General features: G+C 67.4%; 4 protein-coding genes. 2 read left to right on the top strand and 2 right to left on the bottom strand.

Annotated features, from left to right (window positions below; translation table 11 throughout):
- The first annotated feature begins 621 nt into the window (after window positions 1–621).
- Together E6K79_12015 and E6K79_12020 are read left to right on the top strand one after the other, a co-directional pair.
- Entirely contained in the window at window positions 622–1,791 is a 1,170-nt protein-coding gene (locus E6K79_12015) for a DegT/DnrJ/EryC1/StrS aminotransferase family protein (GenBank protein TMQ62579.1), read from the top strand.
- Window positions 1,792–1,796: 5 nt separating this feature from the next.
- Window positions 1,797–2,594, top strand: a complete 798-nt coding sequence (locus E6K79_12020; GenBank protein TMQ62580.1) for a hypothetical protein — start codon at window positions 1,797–1,799, stop codon at window positions 2,592–2,594.
- Between the two features lie 4 nt (window positions 2,595–2,598).
- Here E6K79_12020 and E6K79_12025 read toward each other — a convergent pair whose 3' ends face one another.
- Together E6K79_12025 and E6K79_12030 are read right to left on the bottom strand one after the other, a co-directional pair.
- Window positions 2,599–3,258, bottom strand: a complete 660-nt coding sequence (locus E6K79_12025; protein ID TMQ62581.1) for a hypothetical protein — start codon at window positions 3,256–3,258, stop codon at window positions 2,599–2,601.
- A gap of 131 nt (window positions 3,259–3,389) precedes the next feature.
- Window positions 3,390–3,872, bottom strand: coding sequence for a hypothetical protein (locus tag E6K79_12030; protein ID TMQ62582.1), 483 nt, complete (start codon window positions 3,870–3,872; stop codon window positions 3,390–3,392).
- Window positions 3,873–3,991 lie beyond the last annotated feature (119 nt).

Below are 3,991 nucleotides of genomic sequence, written 5' to 3' on the forward strand. Positions count from 1 at the left end.
CGAATCGAACTTCCCGCCGAGCATGATCAACTGCAGGGCATGATTCCTCGAGTCCGCGATCCGGACCATGTTGGGCCTCTGGTCGATCTGAATGCGATCAGGAAGCAGGACCTGGCGCATCGGCCCACGGCCGCGGAAGTCCCCACGATCGGAGCGGAAGTCGGCCGCGCGGTCGTCCATGATCCAGCGGCCTTCCAGAGGCGCGAAGCGCCCACGAGTCGAGCCCCAATTGGATCCGTTGCGATCCCAGCCGGATTCGTCGCCGCGGTTGCGATCCTGACCCGACCGATCCCAATCCCACTGGGCCTGATCTGACTGGTCGTTATCAGACCGATCGCCCCAGCCCTGTTGCGCGTCGAAGGTCTTGGGCGCCCCGAACATGCCCTGTTCGTCGGTGTCTTGCCCCAGTGCCGTCCCGGCCAGGCTAGAGCCGAGCAGCGCCGCTGCGGTTACGAGTGACGCGACCAATCGTTTCATGGTCATTTCCTCCGGGCTGAGCCCGTGGGGTCCTCGCTGGTTCTCCGGACATCATTGCCCCGGAGTAGCCGGGTGCGGGCCCCCTTGCCCGTACCTGTCCAGTAAGACGACGACCGGACAATTTGCGGCTTACTCTCCCATCCCATGGCGCCGCCGATCCCCTTCCACCGCCCATCGATAACCCAGTCCGAGCTGGATGCCGTGGCAGGCGTGCTCCGCTCCGGCTGGCTGACGACGGGGCCGAAAGTGAAGGAGCTGGAGGCGGCGGTAGCCGCCTACGTCCGGCCCGCCGCCTCGGCCGCGCCCCACGCGGTCGCGCTCTCCTCCTGCACCGCGGCGCTTCACCTCGCCCTGATCGCGGCGGGCGTGAAGGAGGGCGACGAGGTGGTCACGTCGCCCTACACGTTCGTCGCGACCGGCGAGACGATCCTCTGGGTCGGCGCGCGCCCGGTCCTCGCGGACGTGGAGCGCGCGACCAAGAACATCGATCCGGCTGCCCTGAAGCGGGCGCTCACGCCGAAGACACGCGCCATCGTGTCGGTCTCGATCGCGGGGCATCCCTGCCGCGCCGCCGAGATCGCTGCGATCGCCCGCGAGCGCGGCATCCCGGTCATCGAGGACGCAGCGCACTCCTTGACCGCGCGAATCGGCGAAACCCCCGTCGGCACGCAGGCCGACATCACATGCTTCTCGTTCTACGCGACGAAGGGCGTTACCGCGGGCGAAGGCGGGATGGTGGTGACGGCGCGCGAGGAATGGGCCGAGCGGATCCGGCGGCTCTCGCTGCACGGGCTCTCGGCCGCGGCGTGGTCACGCTACGACAAGGGCGGATGGTGGGAGTACGACGTGACGGAGCTGGGCTACAAGTACAACATGACCGACATCCAGGGCGCGCTCGCGCTGGCGCAGATGGGGCGGGCGGAGAAGATGCGCGAGCGGCGCGAAGCGATCGCGCGGCGATACGCCGGCGCGCTGCGAGGGATCGAGGGCCTCGCGACTCCGGTGGTCGGCGACGGACTGCGCCACGCGTGGCACCTCTACCAGATCGCCGTGAATCCCAAGCTAAGCCGCCTCGACCGAGGGGCGCTCGCGCGGGCGCTTCGCGAGGAGGGCATCGGAGCAAGCGTCCACTTCAAGCCACTCCACCTCTTCCCTTACTATCAGGAGCGCTTGGGCGTGCAGGCGGGCCAGTTCCCCACCGCCGAGGATTGCTTCGAGGAGACGCTCTCGCTCCCGATTTACCCCGATTTGACGGATGCGGACGCGGACCGGGTCGCGCAGCGGATCCGATTCCACCTGACGGGAAAGGGCTGAGGCGCATGGCGACCGATCAGGAAGAGGGGCGCTGGGAGGAGCTTCGGGCCGCCATGGAACGCGGCGGCGCGGCCGAGGTGATCCGCTACATCGAGGCGATCGAGGATCCCGAGACGCGACGCACCGTCTACGCGGTCGCGCAAAAGGGATTCGGGAACCGGAAATGGGACGGGCGGAATTTCGACGCCCTGGTCGAAGTCGTCACGGCGGGAATCGGCGAGACGCTGCAGCAGGCGCTCCAGGGCGGGGACGGCGAGACCGCGTGGAAGCTCACGGATTTCGCGAACCGGCTCTCGTACAACCTGTCCGCGGATCTTGCGGAGTGCTGGCCGGGCGATGAGGCTCCGCGCGAGCGGCATCATATCGAGGCGGGCCTGCGCGCCGCGGAAGATTGCGTCCGGTGGCGCCGCGAGCTGGGCAAGCCGCCGGATCGCCGCGCCATGGCCTACTGGGCGGTCGGCATGCACCAGATGTCGCTGGGGAATCTCCACGAGGCGGTCGGCGCCTTCGAGACCGCGTCGGGATTGGCGCGGCTCTCCGTGGTGGGCACGGGCCGCGACGAGGTGAAGGTGGGGAGCGACTTCGGAGTGCTCCTCTACGCGGGATATCTGGGAATCGTGCGGTGGATGCTCGGCGATCCGGAGGGTCGCGCTCAGTACGAAGCGGCGTGCGCCGCGTTCGACGAATCGGCCGCGAAGTTCGAAGGCGAGGAGCAGGAGGACGCGGTCTTCGGCGTCGCGCAACTCCGCTGGGTCGCGGGAAAGTTTCGCCCCGACGCCCACGCGACCGTTGTGGAGCAATAGACCCCTAGCGGTACTGCTGCTTGATCTTCCCCCAGGTCGTGCCGAAGACCGGCAATGTCGCCCCCTCCGTCACCTGCGCCGACGCGGTGTAGGAGAAGTCGAGGAGATCCTGCAAGCCGTCCCCGTTCGCCGCGACGCCTGCCGCGTAGAACGTCACCGGGCCTGAATTCTTCGCCGGGGCCGTCCAATTGACGGTCCACGATACCGGGCCGTTCAGCGTCCCCCAGTACGTCCCGTCGGTCGGATCGAGCGGAATGGCGGCGCCGTTGCTGTTCTGGCCCGCATAGGTTCTGCCGCCCGCGGTCTGGATCCCGACGTGCTGGCTCGAGCTCGCGAGGGATCCCGCCTGCGAATTATCGGAGTCCTTGAGCGCCGTCAGCTCGAACCCCCACCTGGTCTGTAAATTATCCTGGATGGTGACTGTGATGGGATATGTATGACCCGGCGTGTACTCCGAAATTCCGGGCGAGATGCTCATGGAGCCGTTCTTGAGGAGGCTTCCGTTGTGGCAGGACCCGCAGTTGCCCTCGCCGGGCGCGCCGGTACTCTGTGTCGGCGGCTGCGGGGATGTGGCGATCGCGTCCTTGGGTCTGGAAAATGCGAAAAGGACGGCACCAAGGATCAGGGCGAAGGATGCGGAGTAAGCAATGGTGGCGATCTTCACTCGGTACCTCCTCCTTGAGCGGAAAGCTCCTCGAGCCACCAGAATTGTGCGCCTGGTGGCTCGAGTTGCCTAGTCGCGCCCGTCCTACAGAGGTACCGAGGAAGGACTACATGCCGCTGGGGTGGCGGCTCCTAATGGAAGCGCGTCTTGATCTTTCCCCAGGTCGTCGTGGTCACCGGCGAGGGCGCCTGCTCGGTGACGATATAAGTCGTGGTGTAGGTAGTGTCGGTGGGCCCGGCTGAGGTGAGCGGATTCCCATCCGCAGCGACCGCGGCCAAGTAGAAGGTGACGTCCCCGCTACCCTGCGGGGGCGGCGTCCACTCGACCAGCCATCCGCCCGTGGGGAATCCCCACTCCGTGCCGTCGCTCGGGTCCAAGGGAACGATCGCGCCGTTGCTCCTGTGCCCGTGGTAGATCCTGCCGCCGGAGGTCGTGTTTCCGGTTTGAGTGGGCGAGTCCGCGGTTGGCGCGAACGTGCCGGCCATCGAGTTGTCGGAGTTCTTGAGCGCGGTCAGCTCGAACCCCCAGCGGGTCGCGCCAGGGGCTCCGATACCGATGACCAGGGTGTCGGTCTGGCCGCCGACGTACGTCGGATTGAAATCGTAGAGGGCCATGACCGCCGCGCCGGAGCCCGAAGTGCCGGTGTGGCACGTGACGCACGTCCCCTCCCCGGGCGCTCCGGTTTTGGCGGAGGGCGGTGCTACGGAGTTGGCGGTCGCATTGTCGGGCTTGG

The sequence above is a fragment of the Candidatus Eisenbacteria bacterium genome (assembly GCA_005893305.1).
GTDB lineage: Bacteria > Eisenbacteria > RBG-16-71-46 > SZUA-252 > SZUA-252 > WS-9.